17 protein-coding genes and 1 pseudogene are annotated in these 23,695 nt (G+C 65.0%); 8 read left to right on the top strand and 10 right to left on the bottom strand.

Annotated elements, in window-relative coordinates; genetic code table 11:
- A partial coding sequence (gene ilvA, locus DMX12_RS25755) for a threonine ammonia-lyase, biosynthetic (protein ID WP_256599153.1) occupies positions 1–1,542 on the top strand: 1,542 nt, incomplete at its 5' end.
- A gap of 43 nt (positions 1,543–1,585) precedes the next feature.
- Here the strand turns inward: ilvA and DMX12_RS25750 are convergent.
- The 3 genes from DMX12_RS25750 to DMX12_RS25740 all read right to left on the bottom strand — a co-directional run bounded on the left by DMX12_RS25750 (position 1,586) and on the right by DMX12_RS25740 (position 5,672).
- Positions 1,586–2,434, bottom strand: coding sequence for a proline/glycine betaine ABC transporter permease (locus DMX12_RS25750; RefSeq protein WP_110679824.1), 849 nt, complete (start codon positions 2,432–2,434; stop codon positions 1,586–1,588).
- Positions 2,431–3,447 carry an ABC transporter substrate-binding protein gene (locus DMX12_RS25745; protein WP_110679823.1) on the bottom strand — a complete coding sequence of 339 codons (1,017 nt, stop codon included), beginning with the start codon at positions 3,445–3,447 and terminating at the stop codon, positions 2,431–2,433. The genes DMX12_RS25750 and DMX12_RS25745 overlap by 4 nt, the downstream gene beginning before the upstream one ends.
- An 80-nt stretch (positions 3,448–3,527) precedes the next feature.
- On the bottom strand, positions 3,528–5,672 hold the full coding sequence (locus DMX12_RS25740; RefSeq protein ID WP_054904447.1) for a methyl-accepting chemotaxis protein: 2,145 nt from the start codon (positions 5,670–5,672) through the stop codon (positions 3,528–3,530).
- Positions 5,673–5,909: 237 nt separating this feature from the next.
- Between DMX12_RS25740 and DMX12_RS25735 the strand changes: the two genes are divergently transcribed.
- On the top strand, positions 5,910–7,229 hold the full coding sequence (locus DMX12_RS25735) for a Na+/H+ antiporter family protein (protein ID WP_110679822.1): 1,320 nt from the start codon (positions 5,910–5,912) through the stop codon (positions 7,227–7,229).
- A 13-nt stretch (positions 7,230–7,242) separates the two neighbouring features.
- Here the strand turns inward: DMX12_RS25735 and DMX12_RS25730 are convergent, their stop codons facing one another.
- The 3 genes from DMX12_RS25730 to DMX12_RS25720 form a co-directional block, all read right to left on the bottom strand.
- Positions 7,243–8,250, bottom strand: coding sequence for a FecR family protein (locus DMX12_RS25730; RefSeq protein WP_110679821.1), 1,008 nt, complete (start codon positions 8,248–8,250; stop codon positions 7,243–7,245).
- Between the two features lie 140 nt (positions 8,251–8,390).
- Positions 8,391–10,160: an acyl-CoA dehydrogenase C-terminal domain-containing protein gene (locus tag DMX12_RS25725; protein WP_110679820.1), complete on the bottom strand. Its 1,770-nt coding sequence runs from the start codon at positions 10,158–10,160 to the stop codon at positions 8,391–8,393.
- A gap of 104 nt (positions 10,161–10,264) precedes the next feature.
- Positions 10,265–11,887 (bottom strand): acyl-CoA synthetase, encoded by a 1,623-nt coding sequence (locus tag DMX12_RS25720; RefSeq protein ID WP_110679819.1) that lies wholly within the window; start codon positions 11,885–11,887, stop codon positions 10,265–10,267.
- 225 nt (positions 11,888–12,112) lie between these two features.
- Here DMX12_RS25720 and DMX12_RS25715 point away from each other — a divergent pair, with 225 nt between their 5' ends.
- The 5 genes from DMX12_RS25715 to DMX12_RS25695 all read left to right on the top strand — a co-directional run bounded on the left by DMX12_RS25715 (position 12,113) and on the right by DMX12_RS25695 (position 17,523).
- The gene (locus DMX12_RS25715; protein ID WP_110679826.1) at positions 12,113–13,489 is read left to right on the top strand and encodes a sensor histidine kinase; all 1,377 of its coding nucleotides are present in this window, start codon (positions 12,113–12,115) and stop codon (positions 13,487–13,489) included.
- 11 nt (positions 13,490–13,500) lie between these two features.
- A complete protein-coding gene (locus DMX12_RS25710; RefSeq protein WP_009686668.1) occupies positions 13,501–14,133 on the top strand; it encodes a response regulator transcription factor in 633 nt (210 codons plus the stop codon).
- Between the two features lie 161 nt (positions 14,134–14,294).
- Entirely contained in the window at positions 14,295–14,768 is a 474-nt protein-coding gene (locus tag DMX12_RS25705) for a MarR family winged helix-turn-helix transcriptional regulator (RefSeq protein WP_009686669.1), read from the top strand.
- 29 nt (positions 14,769–14,797) lie between these two features.
- Positions 14,798–15,991 (top strand): HlyD family efflux transporter periplasmic adaptor subunit, encoded by a 1,194-nt coding sequence (locus tag DMX12_RS25700; protein ID WP_009686670.1) that lies wholly within the window; start codon positions 14,798–14,800, stop codon positions 15,989–15,991.
- A complete protein-coding gene (locus DMX12_RS25695; protein WP_110679818.1) occupies positions 15,988–17,523 on the top strand; it encodes a DHA2 family efflux MFS transporter permease subunit in 1,536 nt (511 codons plus the stop codon). The genes DMX12_RS25700 and DMX12_RS25695 overlap by 4 nt, the downstream gene beginning before the upstream one ends.
- Positions 17,524–17,627: 104 nt before the next feature.
- Here DMX12_RS25695 and DMX12_RS25690 read toward each other — a convergent pair whose 3' ends face one another.
- From DMX12_RS25690 to DMX12_RS25675, 4 genes and pseudogenes are all read right to left on the bottom strand, one after another.
- Positions 17,628–19,250, bottom strand: a complete 1,623-nt coding sequence (locus tag DMX12_RS25690) for a PAS domain-containing sensor histidine kinase (RefSeq protein WP_232108411.1) — start codon at positions 19,248–19,250, stop codon at positions 17,628–17,630.
- A 487-nt stretch (positions 19,251–19,737) separates the two neighbouring features.
- A complete protein-coding gene (gene mapR, locus DMX12_RS25685) occupies positions 19,738–21,147 on the bottom strand; it encodes a GntR family transcriptional regulator MpaR (RefSeq protein WP_110679817.1) in 1,410 nt (469 codons plus the stop codon).
- Positions 21,148–21,197: 50 nt separating this feature from the next.
- Positions 21,198–22,601, bottom strand: coding sequence for a cytochrome c oxidase accessory protein CcoG (gene ccoG, locus DMX12_RS25680; RefSeq protein ID WP_110679816.1), 1,404 nt, complete (start codon positions 22,599–22,601; stop codon positions 21,198–21,200).
- A 120-nt stretch (positions 22,602–22,721) separates the two neighbouring features.
- A pseudogene (locus tag DMX12_RS25675) lies at positions 22,722–22,960 on the bottom strand (DUF3203 family protein).
- A 187-nt stretch (positions 22,961–23,147) separates the two neighbouring features.
- Between DMX12_RS25675 and DMX12_RS25670 the strand changes: the two are divergent.
- Positions 23,148–23,666 (top strand): MgtC/SapB family protein, encoded by a 519-nt coding sequence (locus DMX12_RS25670; RefSeq protein WP_009686678.1) that lies wholly within the window; start codon positions 23,148–23,150, stop codon positions 23,664–23,666.
- Positions 23,667–23,695: the final 29 nt, after the last annotated feature.

The raw sequence follows: 23,695 nt of genomic DNA, 5'->3' as shown, positions 1-23,695 counted from the left end.
CCCCGTACCCCAGCAACCCCCCAGCAACTGCTGTCGGAGCATGTGCGGCGCATTCTTGCCGCGCCGGTGTACGACCTGGCTATCGAAACGCCGTTGCAAGCTGCCCCGGCCTTGTCTGCCCGCCTGGGTAACCAGGTGTTGCTCAAGCGTGAAGACCTGCAGCCGACTTTCTCGTTCAAGATCCGCGGTGCCTACACCCGCCTGTCGCGGCTTGGCACCGCGCAACGCGAGCGCGGGGTCATCACGGCTTCGGCGGGCAACCATGCCCAGGGCGTGGCTCTGGCAGCTGCGCACCTGGGCATGAAGGCCACCATCGTCATGCCCACCACCACACCGTCGTTGAAGGTGGAGGGGGTGCGCTCACGCGGTGGCCATGTGGTGCTGCACGGCGAGAGCTTCCCGCATGCCCTGGCCCATGCCTTGAAACTGGCCGACCAGGCCGGCGCCACCTTCGTGCCGCCGTTCGATGACCCCGATGTCATCGCTGGCCAGGGTACGGTGGCCATGGAAATACTGCGCCAGCACCCGGGTGCGCTGGACGCCATCTTCGTGCCGGTGGGCGGCGGTGGCCTGATCGCCGGTATCGCCGCCTACGTGAAGTACCTGCGCCCCGAAGTGAAGGTGATTGGCGTCGAGCCGGACGACTCCAATTGCCTGCAAGCGGCCATGGCTGCGGGGGAGCGGGTGGTCCTGCCGCAGGTGGGCAGCTTTGCCGATGGGGTGGCGGTGGCGCAGGTCGGCGCGCATTGTTTCGAGTTGTGCCGGCATTTCGTCGACGAGGTGCTGACGGTGAGCAGTGACGAGCTGTGCGCGGCGATCAAGGATATCTACGATGACACCCGTTCCATCACCGAGCCTTCCGGCGCATTGGCGGTGGCCGGGATCAAGCAGTATGTGGCGCAGCACGGTGCACAAGGGCAGACCCTGGTGGCGATCGATTCTGGCGCCAACGTCAACTTCGACCGTTTGCGCCATGTGGCCGAGCGCGCCGAACTGGGCGAGCAGCGCGAGGCAATCATTGCAGTGACCATCCCGGAGCAACCCGGCAGCTTCCGGGCGTTCTGCCAGGCACTGGGCAAACGCCAGATCACCGAGTTCAACTACCGCTACTACCCCGGCCAGCAGGCGCGCCTGTTCGTCGGGGTGCAGACCCACCCGGTGCACGACCCGCGCAAGCAACTGCTGGCCAGCCTGGCTGGGCAGGGTTACGCCGTACAGGACCTGACCGACAACGAGTTGGCCAAGTTGCATGTGCGCCATACCGTGGGCGGTCATGCCGCCCCGGGGGCTACTGAGCGGGTGCTGCGCTTCGAGTTCCCGGAACGGCCAGGGGCGTTGCTGGGTTTTCTGGAGCGCTTGGGCAAGCACTGGAACATCAGCCTGTTCCATTACCGCAACCATGGCGCGGCCCAGGCCCGGGTGCTCGCCGCCCTGGAAGTGCCGGCGCAAGAGCTGGCGGGCTTGCCGACGGCGCTGGATGCCATGGGCTACCAGTACTGGGATGAGACCGACAACCCGGCCTACACACTGTTCCTGGGCTGAGCCGGGTCGGCGGGTACGCGGTCAAGCGGACCTGCCGCGCCGTTCAGCGTGCACCGCGCCCGTAGGCCTGGCTGATGCGGTCGATGACCATGGCCAGGGCGACGATCGCCAGCCCGGCTTCCACACCCTGGCCGACGTTCAAGGTCTGGATACCGGCCAGCACATCCTCACCCAAGCCGCGCGCGCCGATCATCGACGCCACCACCACCATCGACAAGGCCATCATCACCGACTGGTTCAGCCCGGCCATGATGCTGGGCAGCGCCAGCGGCAGGGCTATGCGCCGCAACCGCTGCCAGCGGCTGGCGCCCAGCCCATGGGCGGCCTTCAGCAACGACGGGTCGATCTGGCTCAGGCCCAGCTGGGTCAGGCGCACCAAGGGTGGCAGGGCATAGATCAGGGTGGCGAATACAGCCGGCACCTTGCCCAGCCCAAACAGCATCAGCACCGGGATCAGGTACACGAACGCCGGCAGTGTCTGCATCACATCCAGAACCGGCAGCAACAACCGCCTGGCCAGTGGCCGGGCGGCCAGCAGGATGCCCAGCGGTACGCCAACCAGTACGCACAAACCCGTACTCACCAGCACCAAGGCCAGGGTCTGCAGCAGTTTGTCCCACAGCCCGAGCATGCCGATCAGTGCCAGCAGGGCCACCAGCACCACGCTGCGCAGCAGGCTGCGGCTGGCGTGCCAGGCCAGCAGGCCGACCATCGCCAGCAGCAGCCACCAAGGCACCAGGCGCAGCAGGTTCTCCAGCCCGACCAGCACCTGCAGCAACTGGTCGGACACGTTGCGCAAGTGGTCGCCGTAGTGCAACACCAGCCAGTCGACCACGCGGTTGACGCTGTCAGCGATGGAAAACTGCAAGGCTTGAGGGAAACCGCCGCTCACAGGCTGGCCTTGACCTTGGCGGCGATATCGGCGGGCAGCCAGGCCTTCCATACCTCGCGGTTATCGCGCAGGAAGGCCAGCGCGGCTTCGCGCGGTGGCGTGCGCTTTTCACTCATGTTCGCCAGCGCCTGGTTCAGGCGCTGGATTGGCAAGTCGACCTGCTCGAAGGCACGCACAAGGTCTGGGTAGCCATCGCGAAACGCCTTGGACACCCCGATCGACAATTTCGCCGGAAGTGACTGGCTGCCTTGGGGGTTGGGGTTGCTTGCATCGGTGAGGGTGGCCCAGGCGTTGGCATCGAACGGGGGTTCTTGCAGGCGTACGAGCTTGTAACGGCCCATGAGGGGGGTAGGGTTCCAGTAGTAGAACAGCACGGGCTGGCCACGGCGGATGGCCGAGGTGATTTCGGCATCCATGGCGGCACCGGAGCCACTGCGGAAGTTGGTGTACAGCTCATTCAAACCGTAGGCCTTGAGCTTCTGGCTGTTCACGGTTTCGGAGGTCCAGCCGCTGGGGCTGTTGAGGAAGCGGCCTTTGTCGGGCGACTCGGGGTCGCGAAACACCTGCGGGTAGCGCTTGAGGTCCTCGACTTGGCGCAGCTCGGGGGCACTGGGCTCGATACCCCGGTCACGATCGCCCTCGATCACATAGGCCGGCACCCACCAGCCTTCTTCGGCATTTTTTACCGTGTCGCCCAGGGCGAACACCTGGCCGGCCTGCTCGGCCTTGACCCAGGCGGGGCTGCGCCCGGCCCACTCCTCGGCGATGACCTGAAGGTCGTTACGTGCCAGCGCCACCTCCATGCTGACCGTGCTGCCGGGCAGGGTGTCGGTGGGGTAGCCGTAGCCGCGCTCGACAATCAGCCGCAATATCTCGGTGGTGAGTGCGCCGCTTTCCCAGCTGATGGCGCCGAAATGAATGGGGGCGGGCTGGTCGGCCGCTGCTGCGCTATCGGTGCTGGCCAGGCCAACCGTCAGCAGCAGCCCGGCCAGGAGCGCGGGGATTGTTTTCATGTGCACCTCGTCGTCGACAGTGCGGCAAGTGTAGACGACGAGGTTGGGCTGCCCTGGGGGCCACTGGCGCCCCCAATGCTTCAGACGCGGAACTGGTCCATCAGCGCCTGCTGCTGGTTGGCCAGGCTGTTCAGCGACTGGCTGACCCGGGCTGACTCATTGGCCTGGCCGGACAGCGATTCGGTCACGTCACGAATGGTGGCCACGTTGCTGTTGATTTCCTCGGCCACCGCGCTTTGTTCCTCGGCGGCCGAGGCAATCTGCAGGTTCATGTCGGTGATCACCGTTACCGCCTGGCCGATGCGCTGCAGCGCGGTCACCGCCTGGCCGACCTGCTCGACACCGCCCTGCGCCTGGCGGTGGCTCTGGTCCATGGCGCCGACCACTTCGCGGGTGCCGTTCTGCAGCGCCTCGATCACCTGGCGGGTTTCTTCCACCGACTCCTGGGTGCGTTGGGCGAGGTTGCGCACCTCGTCCGCGACCACGGCAAAGCCCCGGCCGGCCTCGCCGGCGCGCGCTGCCTCGATGGCGGCGTTGAGCGCCAGCAGGTTGGTCTGTTCGGCAATCGAGCGGATCACTTCCAGCACCGAACCGATCTTCTCGCTGTTCTGTGCCAGGCCCTCGACCTCGGCCATGGCATCGCTCATGTTGGCGGCCAGGGCGTCGATGCTGCTGGTGGTCCGATCGATCACCGCCAGGCCTTCACGGGTGGCCTGGTCGGCATCGCGTGCCGCCTGGGCGGCCTGGGCGGCGCTGCGTGCCACATCCTGGGCGGTGGCGCTCATTTCGTGCGAAGCGGTGGCTACCTGGTCGACCTGGCGGTACTGCTGCTCCATGCCGGCGCTGGTTTCGGTCGCGATCGCCGAAGACTGGTCGGCGGTACCCCGGGCGGCCTGCACCGAGCGTTTCACCTCGGCGATGGTCGGTTGCAGCTTGTCGAGAAAACGGTTGAACCAGCCGGCCAGTTCACCGAGTTCGTCCTGCTTCTGGTAAGCCAGGCGCCGGGTGAGGTCACCTTCGCCGCTGGCGATATCCTTGAGCATGGCGGCCACGCCAAGAATCGGCCGGGTGACCCCGCGCGCCATCAGCCATACCAGCAGCAGGCCGGCGATCGCGGCAGCCAGGCCCAGGCCGAGTTCCAGCAAGGTTCCGCTGGTGTTCAGTGTGTCCAGTTCCTGCTTCAGTGCTTCAGCGGGGCCGGTCAGGGCATTTTCCGGCACATCCAGCAACACGCCCCAGGGCTGGGCATCAGGGATTGGCCGGAACGCGGCCAGCACTTTCAGGCGCTGCTGGTCATGCAGAATGCTCAGCTTGCCAGCGGCCAGCCTGCGCACCAGTTCGGCGCCATGGGCCGGGTCGACCTGGTCGACGCGCTGGGCCAGCTTGCTGGCGTCGGCGCTGTAGCCGGCCAGCAGGCCGACCGGGCTGAGAATGCCGACCCGGGTGCGGCCCTCGTACAGGTTGCGGCTGGCCTCTTCGCTGAGTGCCTGCAGGCTGTTGAGGTTGATGTCGATGGACAGCGTGGCGATGATCTTGCCATTGACCGTCAGCGGGAAAACGATACTGGTCATCAGCACTTGCTGGCCGTCGATGGCATAGAAGTACGGCTCCACCACGCACACCTTGCCGGTAGTGCGCGGGCATACCCACCAGGTGTTGGCCGGCTGGCCACTGGGGCCGATCTCGGTGTTGGCCATGTCATGTTCAGGCAGTGCCATGGCCGTCAGCTGGCCGGCACGCGGCTGCGACCAGTACAAGGCGAAGCGCCCGGTCTCGTTGCTGCCCAGTTCCGGTTTGTCGGCGAACAGGTTGTCCTTGTTGTCCAGTGCATTGGGCTCGAACACCAGCGACAGGCCAAGCAGGTCGGGGTTGGCCTGCAAGGCGGCGCGTACCTGGCGCGTCATGTCCTCGCGCAGGTCGAAGGCATCGAGAAAGCGCTTTTCGGCCTGTTCGCGCAGGAACAGCACCTGGCGGGCGAAACCGGCACCGTACTGGTAGGCGTCCATGAACTGGCGGCGAATGTTCAACGCCTGTACTTCACCTTGCGACTCGATGCGCGACTGCGCCGCCTCGGTCAACATCTGCATGCTGCTGGCCTTGACCAGGTCCGAGCTGTGGTCCATGCGGTACAGCGACAGGCCGACGAGCAGGGTGACGATGCTGGCCAGGCAAAGGCCGGCGAGCAGAGTGATCTTCCACTGGATGGAGAGTTGTCGCAAAGGCATGGGGCGGTTCCCTTTTTCAATGCAGTAAGGGTTATGGCTTTGGGCAGGGTGGGCAGGTCGTGGGGGCAGGCAAGTGGCCCCAACATCACCGTATCGGCGCTGTAGGATTTTTCTTTATTCAAACATTCAATTTAAATTTGTCGCCGGTGAAATCCGCCGCAACCTGGCAATTTTGACATCTGCCGCCCACTGCTTCAGAGTTCGCGCTTTTTTCTGTCGTAAAGAGGTAAGCCCACCATGAATGCAGTGATCGCCGCGGTCGGCATCATGCTGATACTCAGCCTGTCCCGCGTGCACGTGGTCATCGCCCTGATCATTGGCGCCCTCGTCGGCGGCCTGACCGGTGGCCTGGGAATGGAAGGCACGCTCAAGGCCTTCAACGGCGGCCTCGGTGGTGGCGCCACGGTGGCCTTGTCCTATGCATTGCTGGGCGCCTTTGCCGTGGCGATCGCCAAGTCCGGCCTGGCCCATGCCCTGGCCGACCGCGCCCTGGCCATGATCGACCGCCAGGGCCATGCCAATGCTGGCAAGCTCAAGTGGCTGATGATCGGCCTGATGCTGGCGGTGGCGGTGTCGTCGCAGAACATCCTGCCCATTCACATCGCCTTCATCCCGCTGCTGGTGCCGCCGCTGCTGTATGTGCTGACCCGCCTGCGCATCGACCGGCGGCTCATCGCCTGCGTGATCACCTTCGGCCTGATTACCCCCTACATGTTCCTGCCGGTGGGCTTTGGCAACATTTTCCTCAACGAAATCCTGTTGGCCAACGTGGCCCGCGCCGGTGTCGACGTGAGCGGCGTCAACGTCACCCAAGCCATGGCGATCCCGGCTGCCGGCATGCTTGTCGGCCTGTTGCTGGCCGTGTTCGTCAGCTACCGCAAGAAACGCGACTACGACCTGGCACGCATTGCCCAGGTGGAGCAGGTGAGCGTGCAGTACAACCCGGTGACGCTGCTGGTGGCCGGGCTGGCGATTGCGGCGGCGTTCATCGTGCAACTGCTGCTCGATTCGATGATCATCGGCGCCATGGTCGGCTTTCTGATCTTCTCGTTGTCGGGCATCGTCAAGTGGCGCGACACCGACGACCTGTTCACCGAGGGCATGAAGATGATGGCCATGATCGGCTTCATCATGATCGCCGCCTCGGGCTTTGCCGAGGTGATGAAGGCCACGGGCGAGGTGAACAGCCTGGTGCAGGCTTCGGCACAATGGATCGACCACAGCAAGGGCGTAGGTGCCTTGCTGATGCTGTTGGTGGGGCTGCTGGTGACCATGGGCATCGGTTCGTCGTTTTCCACCGTGCCGATCCTGGCTGCGATCTTCGTACCACTGTGCGTCCAATTGGGCTTCGACCCGCTGGCCACGGTATGCATCGTCGGCACTGCCGGTGCCCTGGGTGATGCTGGCTCGCCGGCGTCGGACTCCACCCTGGGCCCGACCTCCGGGCTTAACGTGGATGGCCAGCACCACCACATCTGGGACACCGTGATCCCCACCTTCATCCATTACAACCTGCCGTTGCTGGCGTTCGGCTGGCTGGCGGCCATGACCTTGTAAGGCGGGGCGGGCGTCAGCCTTTGCCAGGCGGCGGCGAAATGCGGTTGAGCACGGTGCTGCCGTCCTTACTGCGGGTCAGGTAGACCGGCAGCACCTTGGGCAGGTTGTTGACCAGGCGTTCCACCTCGCGGGTATTGTAGACACCGCTGATGCGGATGCGCCCGGTGCTGGCATCGGCCAGCCGCAACGGCGCGTCGAGGTAGCGGTTGATCACCGGTAGTGCCTGTTCCAGGCTGAGGTTGTCGAGCACCAGCTTGCCGCTGCGCCAGGCCAGGCTATTGCCGACGTCGCCGCTCTGTTCCAGTTGCGGTTCGAAGTCGCCCTTGTGGTAGCTGGCCTGCATGCCAGGGCCAAGGCGATAACCGCCGGCGCTGCCGTCGCTGGAGACCAGCACCGAACCTTCCAGCAACGTGACCTTGACCTGATCACGATACTTCCACACGTTGAACTGGGTGCCGGTCACGCGCGTCTGCCCGCGGCCGGCGCGCACGATGAACGGGTGGCTGCTGTCGTGCCAGACCTTGAAGAACGCTTCGCCACGCTTGAGTGTGACCTGGCGCTGGTCCTTGTAATTGAGGAAGGTCAGCTCGCTGTGCAGGTTGAGTTGCACCTGGCTGCCGTCGCTCAGGACCACGCTCTGCATGTGGTCAGTCGCTTCGAAGTGCTGGTAGCGATTGGGCAACCAACCCTGTTCCCAGCCGAACCAGCCCGCCAGTGGCAGCACGGCCAGGGCGATGGCGGCGGCAGAAGCCAGGGGCCGCCAGTTACGCCGGCGCCTGATGGCGATGGCCGCTGGGTTGACGTCCATGATCGTGGCGGTGCGCGGCAGCAGGTCGGCGGTTTGCCAGATTTCCAGCATGGCCTGGTATTCATCGGCATGCCTGGGGTCGGCCGCCTGCCAACGCAGGAATGCCTCGCGCTCGGCCGCCGTGCAATCGTCTGCATGCAAGCGCATGCACCAATGCGCGGCGGCGTCGGTGATCGCATCGTCAGGGGTGGGCTTGAGGCGGTCTTGGTTCATTGCGGCTCCGGGTTTTGCGCATTCTACCCTTGCGCATGGGCCCCGGAGAACCTGGGTAATGGCGAATGACTATCAGTTGTGCCGGTTTTCCGCTGGAATTGCAACGGTTTTGAGCGTTTGAGAACCTTTCGCGCCCGCCGTCAGAACTGCGCTGCTGCCAGCCCGTACAGGCTGGCACTGCCTGCGCGAATGCTGGCCTCCAGTGCCAACTCGCGCGGCAACACGCGCTGGAAGAAAAAGTCCGCACAGGCCAGCTTGGCGCCGTAAAACCCGCTGTCTTCATGCTGTTTGGCCAACGCCACCGCCGCCATGCGTGTCCACATATAGGCATACGCGGTGAGCCCGAACAGCTGCAGGTACTCCACCGCCACCGCACTGACCAGGTTCGCGTCTTCAGTGGCGCGTGCCTGCAACCACGCGCTGGTGGCCTCCAGCCGTGTCAGGCTTGCCTGCAAGGCTGCCCGGTGCAGTGGGGCTTCCAGGCTGAACGCCCGTACCTCGGCGGCGAAGCTGGCCAGTGCCTGGCCGCCGTCAGCCAGCACCTTGCGCCCCAGCAAGTCGAGTGCCTGGATGCCGTTGGTGCCTTCGTAGATCTGCGCGATGCGCACATCCCGTACCCGTTGCTCCTGGCCCCATTCGCGAATGTAGCCGTGGCCACCGTACACCTGCTGGCCGAGCACGCAGCTTTCCAGGCCGTTGTCGGTGAAGAACGCCTTGGCCACCGGGGTCAACAGCGCCACCATGCGCTGGGCCTGCTCGCGTTCACTGCCAGCTTCGGCATAGCGCGCCAGGTCGAGCTGCTGGCCCACATAGGCGGCAAACGCCCGGCCCCCTTCGGTGAGGGTGCGCATGGTCAGCAGCATGCGCCGCACATCGCCGTGGTGGATGATCGGGTCGGCGGCCTTGTCCCGCAGCTGCGGGCCCACGGCGGCGCGGCTCTGCAGGCGCTCGTTGGCGTAGCGGGCAGCCGCCTGGTACGACGCTTCGGCACAGCCGATGCCCTGGATGCCGATCGACAGGCGTTCATAGTTCATCATGGTGAACATGGCCGCCAGGCCCTTGTTCGGGGCGCCCACCAGATAACCCGTGGCTGCGTCGAAATTCATCACGCAGGTGGCCGAGGCCTTGATGCCCATCTTGTGTTCGATCGAGCCGCAGTGGGCAGCATTGCGCTCGCCCAGCCGGCCATTGGCGTCAACCAGGTACTTGGGCACCAGGAACAACGAGATGCCCTTGGCACCGGCGGGCGCATCGGGCAGCTTGGCCAGCACCAGGTGGATGATGTTCTCGGTCAGGTCCTGCTCGCCGCCGGTGATGAAGATCTTGCTGCCGGTGATGCGGTAGCTGCCGTCGGCCTGGGCTTCGGCGCGGCTGCGGATCAACCCCAGGTCGGTGCCGGCATGCGGTTCGGTCAGGCACATGGTGCCGGCCCAGCGGCCCTGGTACAGGGGCGGCAGGTAAGTGGCCTTGAGCGCCTCGCTGGCGTGCGCATCGATCGCCAGGCAACTGCCAGCGCTCAGCGCCGAATACAAGCTGAAGCTGCAGTCGGCCGCGTAGAGCATCTCTTCGAACAGCACCCCCAGCATCTTCGGCATGCCCATGCCGCCATAGGCCGGGTTGCCGCCCAGGCCGACCCAGCCGCCCTCGCGGTAGGTGTTCCACACCTCGCGGAAGCCATCGGGCGTCGTGACGCTGCCGGCGTCGAAACGCACGCCTTGCTCGTCACCCTGGCGGCTGAGCGGGGCGATCAGCTGGCTGCTGACCTTGGCCGCTTCTTCCAGAACGGCGTCGGCAGTGTCGGCGTCTATGTGCTCGGCCAGGGCCGGCAGGCGCGCCCACAGGGCCGGGGCGTTGAATACATCGTGCAATACGAAGCGCATGTCGCGCAGGGGGGCAGTGTAGGTGGTCATTGGCGGCTCTTGAAAAATGGCACATCAGGGTTGGCCCTTCGCGGCTGATCCCGCTTGCGCAACAGCGGGCGCAGGTGGGTCAAGCCGCAACAGGCCCCATGGGGTCAGAGGGTTCTGGCGCGGTCGCGCAGCAAGTACTTCTGGATCTTGCCGGTGGAGGTCTTGGGCAGCTCACCGAACACCACCGTCTTCGGCACCTTGAACCCGGCCAGGTGCTCGCGGCACCAGTTGCTGATGTCGGCTTCGCGCGTGTCTTCGCGGCCGGGCTTGAGGGCGACGAAGGCGCACGGGGTTTCGCCCCATTTTTCGTCCGGGCGGGCCACCACGGCGGCCTCCAGCACTGCCGGGTGTTTGTACAGTGCGTCCTCGACTTCGATGGTGGAGATGTTCTCGCCGCCGGAAATGATGATGTCCTTGAGCCGGTCCTTGATCTCCACATAGCCATCGGCGTGCCACACGGCCAGGTCGCCGGTATGGAACCAGCCCCCACGGAAGGCTTCAGCGGTAGCTTCCGGGTTTTTCAGGTAGCCCTTCATCACGGTATTGCCGCGCATGAAGATCTCGCCCAGGGTGTTGCCATCGCGCGGCACGGGTTCGAGGCTTTGCGGGTCCGCGACCATCAGCCCGTCGAGGGTGGGGTAGCGTACCCCCTGGCGGGCCTTGATTTGCGCACGCTCTTCCAGCGTCAGCGCATCCCATTCCTCGTGCCAGGCGCACACGGTAACCGGGCCGTAGACCTCGGTCAGGCCATAGGTGTGGGTCAGCTTGATGCCCATTTGCTCGACGGCGCCAATGACCTTGGCCGGGGGCGCTGCGCCGGCCACCATCGCCTGCACCGGGTGCTCGATGGCAGCCTTGGCTGCCTCGGGCATGTTGACCAGGGCGTTGAGTACGATCGGCGCACCGCACAGGTGGCTGACCCGGTGTTCGCGGATCAGGTTCAGGACCTTTTGCGGGTCGACCCGGCGCAGGAACACGTGGGTGCCGGCCAGGGCGGTGATGGTCCAGGGGTAGCACCAGCCGTTGCAGTGGAACATCGGCAAGGTCCACAGGTACACCGGGCGATGGCCCATGGCCCAGGTCATCTGGTTGCCAATGGCGTTCAGGTACGCGCCACGGTGGTGATAGACCACGCCCTTGGGGTTGCCGGTAGTGCCGGAGGTGTAGTTGAGCGAAATGGCCTGCCACTCGTCATCCGGCCAGTCCCAGGCAAACGCCGGGTCGCCCTCGGCAAGCAGGGCTTCATAGTCCAACGTGCTGACTGCGCGGCCCTCACCGTATTCCGGGTCATCCACATCCACCACCAGTGGCGGGTGCTCAAGCAGGGCCAGGGCGGCTGCGATGACCGTGTGGAATTCGCGGTCGGTGATCAGCACCTTGGCTTCGCCATGCTGCAGCATGAAGGCAATGGCCTCGGCGTCCAGGCGCACATTCAGGGTATTGAGTACGGCACCGGTCATCGGCACGCCGAAATGCGCTTCGAGCATGGCCGGGATATTCGGCAGCATGACCGCTACCGTGTCGCCACGGCCAATGCCGCGGCCGACCAGGGCGCTGGCCAGGCGTCGGCAGCGTTGGTAGGTTTCCTGCCAGTTACGGCGGATGGCACCGTGAATGACCGCGGGGTAGTCGCCGTACACGGCGGCGGTGCGCTCGATGAAACTCAGCGGGGTGAGGGCGACATGGTTGACGGCAGCGGGCTGCAGGCCCTGGGCATAGATCGACATGCGGTAGTCCTGTAAGGGAGGCAGGCGCAGCGGCTGCTGCCTGGCCCCCGGTGGCTGATTGTTAGCTCTGTTCAGGGTGCACAGGGAGGCGCACGGTGGGGCGCTCCCTCTGTCGCATTTTTACGCGAATGGCTATGGTAATAGGAATATCGACCATAGCAATATAGTAGAAATACTAGATAGGAGCCCTTCAACGTGGATCAACCTGCCGCCTGCCTGCTGGCCATGGACCCACAACCGAGCCTGCTGCTGGCCGCCGATGCCAGCGTGGTGGCGCTGAACCCGGCCTTGCAGGCCTGGGTTGCCGAGGGGCCTACGTTGCGTGCTTGGCTACCGGCCAACTGTACGGCGCTGGTCCGCGCCTGCCTGCGCCAGCACCGCGCAATCAGCGACGTGGAGGTACAGGTCGGCGCGCGCACCGTGCTCTGGACCTTCATGCCGGACGACCAGGGCCAGCAGGTGCTGGGCCGCTGCCGTGACGCCAGCGAAGAGCGCCAGGGGGCACGCGAAGCCAGCCGCGCCAGGCGCCTGTACCGGTTGATCATCGAGAACACCACCGACCTGATTTCGCGGCACAGCCCCGATGGCCGTTTTCTCGATGCCTCACCGGCCGCCCACCGTCTGTTGGGCCTTTGGCCTGAGCAACTGCGTGGCAGGCTGGTGCATGGCCTGCTGCACCCGCGGGAGCGCCGCCAGGTGCTGCGCCAGGCCGCCGCTGCACTGGATCAGGACGGCTACCACACCATGACTTGCCGGGTGCGCCAGGCCAGCGGGGGCTACCGTTGGTTCGAGATCGCCAGCCGGGCGATCCGCGAAACCTACACGGGTGCGGTGGTGGAGGTGGTCAGCGTGTCTCGCGACATCACCTTGCGAATCGAAGCCCAGGAGAACCTGGCGCACAGCGCGCGGCTGGCCACCCTGGGTGAACTGGCTTCAGGCATTGCCCATGAACTCAACCAGCCGCTGGCTGCCGTGGTCAACTATGCCAACGCCAGTCAGCGCTACCTGCACAGCCTGGGGCGTGACCCGCAGGCCCTGGAGCGGGTGGGGCAGGGCCTGCAGCGTATCAGCGAGCAGGCTACCCATGCCGCCGAAGTGATCCGCCGCCTGCGCGCGTTCCTGCGCAAGGGGCCGCGGCGCCTGCAGGCGCTGGACTTGGCTGAAGTGGCTGGCGAAGCCATGCGCCTGTGCGCCTGGGAGGCCGCCCGTGACCAGGTGCAGATCGAGCTACGCGTCAGCGCGCAACTGCCTTCGGTGTACGCCGACCGGGTGCTGTTGGAGCAGGTGCTGCTCAACTTGCTGCGCAATGCCATAGAGGCCAACCGTGAACACCACGGCGAGCGGCCATCGCATATCCTGCTTGGCGCAACGCGGGATGGCGACGGCGTGCTGGTCGAAGTCGCCGACCAGGGCACAGGGGTCGCGCCTGAACGCCTGGACGCAATTTTTACGCCGTTCACCACCAGCAAGGCGGAGGGTTTGGGCCTGGGGTTGAGCATGAGCCGCAGTCTGATCGAAGGCTTCGGCGGCAGCCTGTGGGCGCGGGTGGGAGACAACGGTGGTCTGGTATTGTGCTGCCGGCTGGTGGTCAGCAGGCGCTAAGGGGAGCTGCGGTGCAAGCAAAAGTCTATGTGGTCGATGACGACCAGGGGATGCGTGATTCGACCGTCTGGTTGCTGCAGTCGGTAGGCCTGCAGGCGTTGCCATTTGCCACCGGGCAGGCGTTTCTGGAGGCGTGCGTCGACGACGGGCCTGCCTGCGTGCTCCTGGATGTGCGCATGCCGGGGCTCGGTGGCCTTGCCGTGCAGCAGGCCATGCACGCGCGTGGGCTGGCCCTGCCGGTGGTGTTCGTCAGCGGGCATGCCGATGTGCCCATCGTGGTACGGGCGTTCAAGGCGGGCGCCTGTGACTTCATCGAAAAGCCCTACAACGATCAGTTGCTGCTCGACAGTGTGCAGGCCGCACTGGAGCGCGCGGGGCGGGTACGCCAGGGCGATCAGGCGCTGGCGCAGGTGCAGGCGCGTATCGACAGCCTCACACCGCGAGAGCGTGACGTGTTCGTGCCGTTGGCCCAAGGGCTGAGCAACCGTGAAATCGCCGAACGCCTGGGCATCAGTGTGAAAACCGTCGACCTTTACCGCGGCCGGGTAATGAAACGGCTCCAGGCGGCCAGCCTGGCAGAGCTGGTGGGCATGGCCATAGCCTGCGGGGCGGTCGAAGCGTTGGGGCTGCGGGCTCGGCAGTAGCAACGCGGGTGGCGCCCAGGCCAAGGGCGGGGCTTGCGCAGGCCATGACCGTGGGTACCGAAAGGACTGAATGATGAAATTCTGCATAGCAAGCTAATCAAGGCTTTGACATTCACTGCCTAGGCAGTAATATTTTCACACAACTCACCGAGCGGTTATCGATGGCCCATTTTTCCCCCGAAAACTTCCAGAGCTGCGCCATTGGCATGCTGCTGGGGCGCGCGGCGATCCTCAAGGACCGCATCCTCGACTGGCACCTGGAGTCGGAGGGCGTGACCGCCGCCCAGTTCAAGGTGTTGATCATCGTCACCCAGTACCAGGTGGATACGCCGGCCGAACTGTGTCGCTACCTCGGGCTGGACAGCGGTTCGATGACCCGCATGCTCGACCGCCTCGAGCAGAAGGAGCTGATCGTGCGTAACCGCTGCGCCGACGACCGGCGCCAGGTGCGCCTGGCGCTGACGGCCGATGGCCAGCGCCTGGCCGACCGCCTGCCGGAAATCGGCGCTGCCGCCATGAACGAACTGTGCGGCGTGCTGGCCCCAGAAGAGTTGCAGACCCTGGAAGGCCTGTTGGCCAAGGTCCTGCTCAATGCCGGCGACCCCTTGACGGTGCGCCGCTTCGGCGACCGTTGAACCCTGTCACGAATTTTCAAGGTATTGTCATGGCCACTTCCACAGACACCCCGACACCCTCCGCAGCGCCCGAGCCGTCGCGCAAGCGCAAGGCCTGGCTGCTTGGCCTGCTGTTGCTGCTGGTGCTTGCCGGCATCGGCACCTGGGCTTGGTACAGCCTGGTCGGCCGCTGGTATGAAAGCACCGACGACGCCTACGTCAACGGCAACGTGGTGGAGATCACCCCCTTGATCACCGGCACTGTGACCAGCATTGGCGCCGATGACGGCGACCTGGTGCATGCCGGCCAGGTGCTGCTGCAGTTCGACCCGGCCGACAGCCAGGTGGCCCTGCAGTCGGCCGAAGCCAACCTGGCGCGCACCGTGCGCCAGGTGCGCGGGCTGTACAGCAATGTCGACTCGCTCAAGGCCCAGCTGGCGACCCGCCAGGCCGAACTGCGCAAGGCGCAGCAGGACTTCAACCGGCGCAAGGTGCTGGCCGACAGCGGTGCCATCGCTGCCGAGGAGCTGTCCCACGCCCGCGATGACCTGAGCGTGGCCCAGGCCGCGGTCAACAGCGCCCGCCAGCAACTGAGCACCAGCAGTGCCCTGGTCGACGACACCGTGGTGTCGTCGCACCCCGAGGTCATGGCGGCTGCGGCCGACCTGCGCCAGGCTTACCTCGACCACGCGCGCACTACCTTGGTGGCGCCGGTCACCGGGTATGTTGCCAAGCGGACCGTGCAGCTGGGCCAGCGCCTGCAGCCGGGCACCGCGACCATGGCGGTGATCCCCCTGGACCAGGTATGGATCGACGCCAACTTCAAGGAAACCCAGTTGCGCGACATGCGGATTGGCCAGCCGGTAGAGATCAGTGCTGACCTTTACGGCAGCGCAGTGACGTACAGCGGTACGGTCGACAGCCTCGGCGCAGGCACCGGCAGCGCCTTCGCCCTGCTACCGGCGCAGAACGCCACGGGCAACTGGATCAAGATCGTGCAGCGGGTGCCCGTGCGTATTCACCTGAACCCCGAGCAACTCAAGGACCACCCGCTGCGTATCGGCCTGTCCACCGTGGTCGAGGTCAACCTGCACGACCAGAGCGGCCCGACCCTTGCCCAGCAACCGCCGCAGAAGGCCAGCTATACCACTGAGGTTTATGACCGCCAGCTGGGCGAAGCCGATACCCTGATTGCCAAGCTGATCCACGAAAACAGCGCCCCTGGCAAGACGGCGCAGCGATGAGCGATAACGCCACAGCGCAGTTCACCCCGCCGAGCCTGCTGCTGACCACCATCGGCCTGTCGCTGGCCACGTTCATGCAGGTGCTCGACACCACCATTGCCAACGTGGCCTTGCCGACCATTTCCGGCAACCTGGGCGTCAGCTACGAGCAGGGCACCTGGGTCATCACGTCGTTCGCGGTGAGCAATGCCATTGCCTTGCCGCTCACCGGCTGGCTGAGCCGGCGTTTTGGTGAGGTGAAGCTGTTCATCTGGGCCACGTTGCTGTTCGTGCTGGCCTCGTTCCTGTGTGGTATCGCCCAGTCCATGCCGGAGCTGGTCGGCTTCCGCGTGCTGCAGGGGGTGGTGGCCGGGCCGCTGTATCCCATGACCCAGACCCTGCTGATTGCCGTCTACCCGCCGGCGAAACGGGGGATGGCCCTGGCGCTGCTGGCGATGGTCACGGTGGTGGCGCCGATTGCCGGGCCGATTTTGGGTGGCTGGATCACCGACAGCTACAGCTGGCCATGGATCTTCTTCATCAACGTGCCGATCGGCCTGTTCGCTGCTGCGGTGGTGCGCCAGCAAATGCGCACCCGGCCGGTGGTGACCAGCCGCCAGCCGATGGACTACATCGGCCTGCTGACACTGATTATCGGCGTGGGTGCGTTGCAGGTGGTGCTGGACAAGGGTAACGACCTGGACTGGTTCGAGTCGTCGTTCATCATCGCCGGTAGCCTGATATCGGTGGTGTTCCTGGCGGTGTTCGTGATCTGGGAGCTGACCGACCGCCACCCGGTGGTGAACCTGCGGCTGTTCGTGCACCGCAATTTTCGCGTAGGCACCCTGGTGCTGGTCGGGGGGTATGTCGGGTTCTTCGGTATCAACCTGATCCTGCCGCAGTGGTTGCAGACGCAAATGGGCTACACCGCCACCTGGGCGGGCCTGGCGGTGGCGCCGATCGGCTTGCTGCCGGTGATCATGTCACCGTTCGTGGGCAAGTACGCGCACCGCTTCGACCTGCGCGTGCTGGCGGGGCTGGCGTTCCTGGCAATCGGGGGCAGCTGCTACATGCGCGCCGGGTTCACCAGCGAGGTGGATTTCCAGCATGTGGCACTGGTGCAGTTGTTCATGGGGATCGGGGTCGCGTTGTTCTTCATGCCGACCTTGAGCATCCTGCTGTCCGACCTGCCGCCGCAGCAGATCGCCGACGGCTCGGGGCTGGCCACCTTCCTGCGGACCTTGGGCGGCAGCTTTGCGGCGTCGTTGACCACCTGGATCTGGATTCGCCGGGCGGACCAGCATCATGCTTACCTGAGCGAGAACATCAGCCAGTTCGACCCGACCACGCGGCATACCCTCGAACAGCTGGGCGGGGCCAACCCGCAGAGTTATGCGCAGCTTGAGCAGATACTCAACGGGCAGGCCTACATGATGTCCACGGTGGACTACTTCACCCTGATGACCTGGGTGTTCGCCGGGTTGATCCTGTTGGTGTGGTTCGCCAAGCCACCGTTCACCGCCAAGGCGGGGCCGGCGTCGGCGGGGCATTGACGCCGTTGTGCAGGTTGGCACGGGGTGGCGGCTGCCACTTGCGCCTCCCTCTTATGCCACCGGCAGGTTCATCGACCTGGGCGGCGGGCGCTGAGCCGTGCCGCTCAGCGTGACAACGGCGTGCCGGCCAGCATCCGCGCCACCAGGTCGCTGAGCTGTGCCAGCTCGAAGGGCTTGTGCAGGACCGCGAAACGACGTGCTGTGGGCAGCTCCGGTTGCTCGCTGGTATAGCCGGTGATGAACACCACTGGCGTGGTTTCCGGCAGGCTGTTGCCCAGTGGCTGATCATCCAGCCCCCCAGGCAGGCCGATATCGGTGATCAACAAGTCCGGCTGCAGGCCGCCCTGCAGTGCGGCCACGGCCTGTTGACCATCGACGAATGCATGCACGTCGTGGCCTTGCTCCTGCAGAATTTCGCTGATGACCAGGCGCATGGTTTCCTGGTTCTCCACCAGCATGATCAGGTTGGCCGTTATGGCAGGCATGGGCGGTGGGGGTTGGGGCAACGCCGGCGGGGCCGCCACCTGGGTGTCGTCCCTGGGCAGGTAGATATCGATGCAGGTCCCTTTACCCGGCACACTGTCGATTTGCAGCTGGCCCCTGGATTGCCGGATGAAGCCGTAGACAATTGACAGCCCCAGCCCAGAACCCTGGCCAAGCGGCTTGGTGGTGAAGAACGGTTCCGATGCCCGCTGCATCACGTTGGCAGGCATGCCGATGCCCGAGTCGCTGACGCTGATCCGTACATAGTCGCCACACGGCAGGTCCAGGCTGAGGGCCTGCTCGTGGGTCAATGTCTGGTTGGCACTGCCAATGCACAGCGTGCCGCCTGAGGGCATGGCATCGCGGGCATTGATGCACAGGTTGAGCAGGGAGCTCTCCAGTTGCGACAGGTCGACGCGTACCGGCCACGCACCCGGCTGGGTCTGGTCGTTGAAATGAATGCCCGCATGCAGCGAGTTGATGATCAGTTCGCGCATGCCGGCCAGCAGCTGATGCACATCCACCGCCTGGGGCGTCAGCACCTGTTGGCGGGCAAATGCCAATAGTCGCTGTACCACCGCCGCGGCCCGTTGGGCGTCCTGGCGGGCCGCGCCAAGCAACCGCGCAGCTTCGGGGTAGCGCTGTTCATCCTGGCGTTGAATGGCGCTTTCCAGGGCAGCCAGGATGCTGCCCAGGAAATTGTTGAAGTCGTGGGCAATACCGCCGGTCAACTGACCGACCGCTTCCATCTTCTGCGACTGGACCAGGGCACTTTCAATCTTGCGCAGGCGCTGCTGTTCGTTGATGCGCTCGGTGATGTCGTAGGCGAACAGGTAGCCACCCTGAATCATCAAGCGGTTATCACGCAACGGGTTGTAGCGGATTTCGTAGTGCCGCAGTGCTTCAGGCGGCCCCACGGCAATGTTGTCGACGAAGGCCTCGCCCGCCATTATGCGCGGCCAGACCGGTGCCAGCTGGCTCATGATATCGGGCTGGCGCGCCAGCAACTGCGGAATGTGGTCGCCGACCTGGGGGACGAACCCGCGCAGGCGCAGGAACGTTTCCTGTGCTGTGCGATTGATGGCCAGCAGCCTGAGGTTGCAGTCGGCAGCAAATACATTGGCCAGGCTGTGGTCGACCAATTCCCCCAGCAGTTTGTTGTTTGCGTCTGCCTGGTCGACACGCTCGGCCAGTTGCTGATTGATTGCCTGCAGCCGGTGCACGCTGACTTGCGCGGCTGGCATGCCGGTAAAGATCACGGCCACCCGTTTATCGCTGGCAGGCTCCAGCCGGTGCACCGACAGGCTCAACCAGCGATCGGTCGCGGCCAGCCGTTCTTCGAACTGCAACGCACGGCCGCTGCGCGCCACTTCGGCGAAGCGGGGTAGCCAGGTATCGACTTCGTTCGGGATCAGTTCACGGGCGGTCTGGCCCATCTGCTTGGCATGGGCAGTGTGACGAAGGCAGGCCTCATTGCTGAGGATGTAGCGGTAGTCATGGAGCTGCCCGTTATCGTCCTCCAGCAGCTCCAGTACACAAAACCCCTCTTCCATGTGCTGGAGCAAAACATCCTGGCAGGCCGCTTTCAGCTGCAGCTCAGCAACCTGGGCCTCCAGTTCGAGCACCTTGTCGTGAAGTGCCTGTGTGCGAGAAGCGGCATCGTCCTGAACCACGCTGAGCTCCCTCGGTAATGGATCGCACTACTATAGTTACCCTGATTGCCATTTGCCTTCAAAATGACCGAATGATCCGCCCCAGGGTTTCCATGGCTTGTTCGGCGGCGGCGTTCCAGGGGCTGCCGTAGTTCAGGCGAATGCAGTTGCCGAAGCGTCGGGTGGGTGAAAAGATCGGCCCGGGGGCGATGCTGATGCCTTGAGCCAGGGCCATGTGGAACAGTTTGAGGGCGTCCATTTGCTCGGGCAGCTCCAGCCACAGAAAGTAACCCCCGGAGGGCTGGCTGACCCGCGTCTGGGCCGGGAAGTACCGGGCGATAGCGGCGAGCATGTTGGCCTGTTGGCCTTCCAGTGCGTAGCGCAGTTTGCGCAGGTGGCGATCGTAGCCGCCGTGCTGCAGGTAGTCGGCGATGGCGGCCTGGGCAGGCATCGAGGCACACAGGGACGTCATCAACTTCAGCCGCTCGATTTTCTGCGCGTAACGCCCGGCCGCGACCCAGCCAATGCGGTAGCCAGGGGCCAGGCTCTTGGCGAACGAGCCGCAGTGCATCACCAGCCCCTGGGTGTCGAACGCCTTGGCCGGCTTGGGTGCCTGCTGCGCGTAGTACAGCTCGGCGTAAACGTCGTCCTCGATCAGGGGCACCTGGTGCCGTGCCAGCAGTTGTACCAGTGCCTGCTTGTTCGCCTCTGGCATGCTGGCGCCGACCGGGTTCTGGAAGTTGGTCATGCACCACACGGCTTTGACCGGGTGCTTGTCCAGGGTTTGCGCGAGCACGTCCAGGTCCATGCCCTGGCGCGGGTGCACCGGGATTTCCACTGCCTTGAGCTTGAGCCGCTCCAGCACCTGCAGGCAGGCATAGAACGCGGGCGCTTCGATGGCGACCAGGTCGCCCGGCTGGGTGACCGCCTGCAGGCACAGGTTCAACGCCTCCAGGGCGCCGTTGGTGATCAGCAGTTCCTCCATGGGCAGCATCAGCCCGCCAACCATGTAGCGCAGCGCGATCTGGCGGCGCAGCTGCGGGTTGCCGGGTGACAGGTCGGTCACCACCATGCGCGGGTCCATGCTGCGGCTGGCGCTGGCCAGCGAGCGCGACAGGCGTTGCAGCGGGAACAGCTCGGGGCTGGGGAAGGCGGAGCCGAACGCCACGGTGTTGGGGTCCTTGATCGAGTCGAGGATGGAGAACACCAGGGCACTGACGTCGACATCGGTGGACTCGCTGGCCGGCTGCAGCGGCTGCGGCTCGCAGAACTGGCGTGGCGCGTGGGCGTTCACGAAGTACCCCGAGCGTGGCCTGGCGCGGATCAGCCCGCGCCGTTCCAGCAGGTAATAGGCCTGGAACACCGTGGACGGGCTGACCCCGTGGGTCTGGCTGGCGTAGCGCACCGAGGGCACCCGCTGGCCGGGGCCGAGCACCCCGGAGCGGATCAGTTCGGCAATATCGTCGGCGAAGCGTTCGTAGCGTTTCATTCTGGCCTTCTGTCGAAGCCTGGCAGGCAAGGTGCTTGCAGTGTAAGGGATCAGCGGTTCATGGGTGCGACGAAGCGGCTGTGGGCCACGCTGCGTATGGCGGGGTCGTCACGTTCGCTGATGACAAAACTGAGTGTCTGCGAACTGCTGGTCGGCCGCTCGGCGAGCATTGCCACCGACACCGGCAGTTCGCTCATTTCGCCTGCGGGGATGACCAGCGCGGTGTCGCCCTGCAAGGTGAAGCCGTCGGCATCCTGCAGGCGCAGCACGTAGTGTTGGGTGCGCTCGGTCTTGTTGATGACCTTGAGCAGGTAGATGTTCTCGATCTGGCCCTGGGCGTTTTCGCGGAACAGGCCGCGGTCCTTGATCACATCCAGCGACACCATCGGGCGCAGCTGCAAGGCCAGCACCAGCGCTGCCAGCATGACCACCAGCGCAGTGGCATAGCCCAGCAGGCGTGGCCGCAGCCAGTGGGTGGAGCCGCCTTGCAGGCTGTGTTCGGACTTGTAGCCAATCAGCCCGCGGGCATAGCCCATTTTGTCCATGACCCCGTCGCAGGCATCGATGCACGCCGCGCAACCGATGCAGGCCATCTGCAAACCGTCGCGGATATCGATACCGGTGGGGCAGACCTGCACACACAGGGTACAGTCGATGCAATCGCCCAAACCTTGAGCGCGAGCATCGCTGCCTTTTCTGCGCGGGCCACGGGCCTCGCCACGGCGTGGGTCGTAGGCAACTGCCAGGGTGTCCTTGTCGAACATCACGCTCTGGAACCGCGCATACGGGCACATGTGCAGGCACACTGCCTCGCGCAGCAGGCCGGCATTGATGTAGGTGGCCGCGGTGAAGAACAGTACCCAGAACAACGCTACGCCGCCCAATCGCAAGGTCAGCAGTTCTGCAGCCAGCGGGCGGATCGGGGTGAAATAGCCCACGAAGGTCAGCCCTGTGGCCACACCAATGGCCAGCCACAGGCAGTGCTTGGCCGTGCGCCGGGCCAGTTTGTTCAGGCCCCAGGGGGCGGCGGCCAGCCTGATGCGCTTATTGCGGTCGCCCTCGGTGACTTTTTCGCACCACATGAACAGCCACGTCCAGGTACTTTGCGGGCAGCTGTAGCCACACCACACCCGGCCGGCGTAAACGGTCGCGGCGAACAGGCCGAAGGCACAGATGATCAGCAGCGCCGACAGCAGAATGAAATCCTGGGGCCAGAAGGTCGCGCCAAAGATGTGGAACTTGCTGTTGGCCAGGTCCCACAGCACGGCCTGGCGGCCGTTCCAGTCGAGCCAGGCGGTGCCGAAGAACAGCAAGAAAAGCGCGCCAGCGAAACCCAGGCGCAGGTTACGGTACAGCCCGGTGAAGCTGCGGGTGTAAATGCCGCTGTCGGTGCGGCGCGTCTTGACGCTGGTTGCGGTGGTGTCGATCTCTGTGCAAAGAATTCTGTCAGTCATGGGCGGGTGCTCATCAGGCCTCGATCAGGCACGAGCACTATGGCGCCGAAACTGTTAGCAGCACAGGTTCAGATTTTGCGCCGAAAACCATATCAGATACCGCGCAGGCGTCGCCGGCCCCTAGATGACCGAGCCTGGAGCGCTGGCCTTGAGGTGCCTGCGGCTATCCACCGCACCTGCTACCGTCAAGGCGTCGGCCTCGGCTTCAGTGATGGGCACGCGTTTGTCGTCGTGCAGCGCCACCGACATGCGCAACTGTTCGTCGGTAATGATTTCGATATCCGGGCCAGCACACTCGATACGCAGGTTTTCACCCGCAAGGTGCAACGGCGGGTGGCTTCATCGATTTCAACAGGCATGGTCAGGCCTCCTGGGTGGGTTACAGGGTGGACCGCGAGGGGGGCGGGGTCGTTGCATCGACGGGCTGAGTGGCACTTTGCACGGCGGCTGGCGGTCAGTGTCTATACACAGCAGGCCCGGCTGCTTGCAGGCACACCCTGCGCACTGCCGGGCAGGTAGCACAATGCTCAGCATGGGAACCAGGCAATGGAGCTGATCTGGCAGGTAATACAGGCAGAATTTGCCGATGTGACCGACGCGAGTGAGGTCACGCGCATTCTTCTACGGCTGTTGATGGCAGCGGTGCTTGGTGCAGTACTGGGGTTCGAGCGCGAACACAGGGGCAAGTCGGCGGGCGTACGCACGCACATGCTGGTGTCGCTGGGGGCCGCGCTGTTCGTGCTGGCACCGAGCATGGCCGGGGCCGATGCACAAGCCCTGAGCCGGGTGATACAGGGTATCGTCGCCGGTATCGGCTTTCTGGGTGCGGGCACCATCCTCAAAGGCAACGGCAAGGACACCAGCCATGTGAAGGGGCTGACCACGGCCGCAGGTTTGTGGATGACCGCTGCCATTGGTACGGCCGCTGGCATGGGCCGCGAAGCCACGGCGCTGATCAGCACGGTGCTGGCCCTGCTGGTGCTGGCCACGATGCCGGTGCTGGTGGACAAGTTCGAGGGGGAAAACGAGGATAAACAGAAGGAGGAAGAGGGCAGGAAGCACTGAGGGGAGCCGAAGCTCCCCTCAAAGCGTTG

The organism is Pseudomonas sp. MB-090624 (assembly GCF_003205245.1).
In the GTDB taxonomy this organism is placed as follows: Bacteria; Pseudomonadota; Gammaproteobacteria; order Pseudomonadales; family Pseudomonadaceae; genus Aquipseudomonas; species Aquipseudomonas juntendi.
Note: the sequence above shows the minus strand (reverse complement) of the source record. Positions and strands in the feature narration are given on the sequence as shown.